We start from the raw sequence: 1,867 nt of genomic DNA, 5'->3' as shown, positions 1-1,867 counted from the left end.
CTGCATCTAATAAACTTAGATATATATTATTTAAGTATGGATAATCTACTAAACTGTCTAAAGAACCTTCTTCTTCTGGTGGTAAAGGTTTTGCAAGCTCAGTTGCTTCTATTACTTTATATTTATTTCTTACCTTTGCTTTATATTCACTAGGTAAGCCCTTTTCATAAGTAACTTCTTCCTCTGGCATTATGACTATATCGTGAAGTAATGAATCTGCATCTATATTTAATTTATCTTGTGCTAATCTTTCACTAGGATTCATTGTATCTTTTTGTCCCTTAACAGAGTCTGTTAAATTATTTCCTTTTCCTAAGTTCTCAACTACTCCTATATTATAAGGATCTATTCCTATTATTATCTTTCCATTACCTTCTATTTTTATATCTTTTTTATATATCTCACTTGATAGGGAAGACATTACTCCATTATAGTTTAAAGAATTTACTGTTATAGTAAGCCTTCCTCCTTCTTTTACTGATATATTCCCTAATTGTGAATAATCTCCTAATAAATCCACATTGGTTGAGATATTAGTATTTACTTTTTCATATACTTCTGTTCTAAAATTATTTATTCTTAATACTTTATCTTTATTGGCTATACTATCATTTGGAACTAAATTTATTGCTTCTATATTTCCATTTATAACAATACCCCCAACTGCTGTTGTATTATCTATAGTTATACTCTTTAATTTATCTGTTGGACTAAATGGATCAATACCTAAAAGCCCAATACTGCTATTATCTTTAAATTCTATTTCTACTCCATCTTTAAACTTTATTCCATAACCCATATTAACTGTTGAATTATTAAAACTTAATTTTTTATCTGCTTTTATTATTCCTTCTCTCATATTAAAAATTGAATTATTATTTAGTGTTAAGTCATTATCTACTGTTCCTTTATAAGCATTTAATATTCCATTAGTTATTTTTGTATCTACTATAGCTTGGTTTTTATAGTTCTTTATTGCTCTTCCTTTATTATCTGTATTTCCGCTTGCTGTAAAATTACTTAAATCATTTACAACTATTCCTTTATTATCAAGTTTTCCTGCTCCATTTAATGTAGTATAATCTGCTGTATCTCCAAAGTTTATTATTCCATAATTATCTATTTTTTCCGTATCAGCTACTTTTCCTGCTACTACTTCATATATAGAACCATAGTTTTTTACTTTTTTATTTTCATATAAAGTATAAATTCTTCCTTCATTTTCTATAGTTATTCCTTTATTAAAAGCATCAATGCTATCAAGATAAAGTATATTAGTCCTATTAAATATATTTCCATTTAAGATTATTTCCCTAATCAAACCGAAATTATCTATATTACTTTCTGTTTTTGAATAAATTTCAAATATATTTGCTCTATTTTCTATTTTCCCTGTTCCTTTATTTCTTAACCGAGAAATTTTCCCCTTATTTATAAAGGTTTTATTTACTTCTGCTAAAAGTTCAAAATTTGATATGTCTTTTAATTTATTTTCTATTGTGCTTCCTTCTATTTTAAATAAATCTGCTTTTTTTAATTTTTCTGTTGCATCTTCCCAAATTCCTGAATTATCTCTTTTAATTCCGTTATTTCCTACTTGATAGATTTGCCCCGCCATTGCTATGTTTGATGATAATAAAAAGGCTATTAATGTGGCTGTCGTTATTGTTAGTTTCCTTTTTAATTGACTTTTTAACATTTTTTCTATTTTTTCCTTCATTTTATATCACCCCATTTTTTATATTTACTTTTATTTATGTTCTTCTTAATTCTATTGTATCAAAAAAAAAAAAAATGCAACAAATTTATACGTTTTATTTAAAATTATTTTATTATTTATTTTTTGAATTTGAAATATAGAAAATTT

1 pseudogene is annotated in these 1,867 nt (G+C 25.3%); it reads right to left on the bottom strand.

Annotated features, from left to right (window positions below):
• Positions 1-1,720 (bottom strand): annotated as a pseudogene (locus Q4A58_RS08045) (autotransporter outer membrane beta-barrel domain-containing protein); the annotation flags it as partial.
• Positions 1,721-1,867 lie beyond the last annotated feature (147 nt).

It is taken from the genome of Fusobacterium sp. (assembly GCF_030528405.1).
Lineage (GTDB): Bacteria > Fusobacteriota > Fusobacteriia > Fusobacteriales > Fusobacteriaceae > Fusobacterium.
The sequence above is the reverse complement of the archived record's forward strand: the minus strand, read 5'-3'. Positions and strand labels throughout refer to the sequence as shown.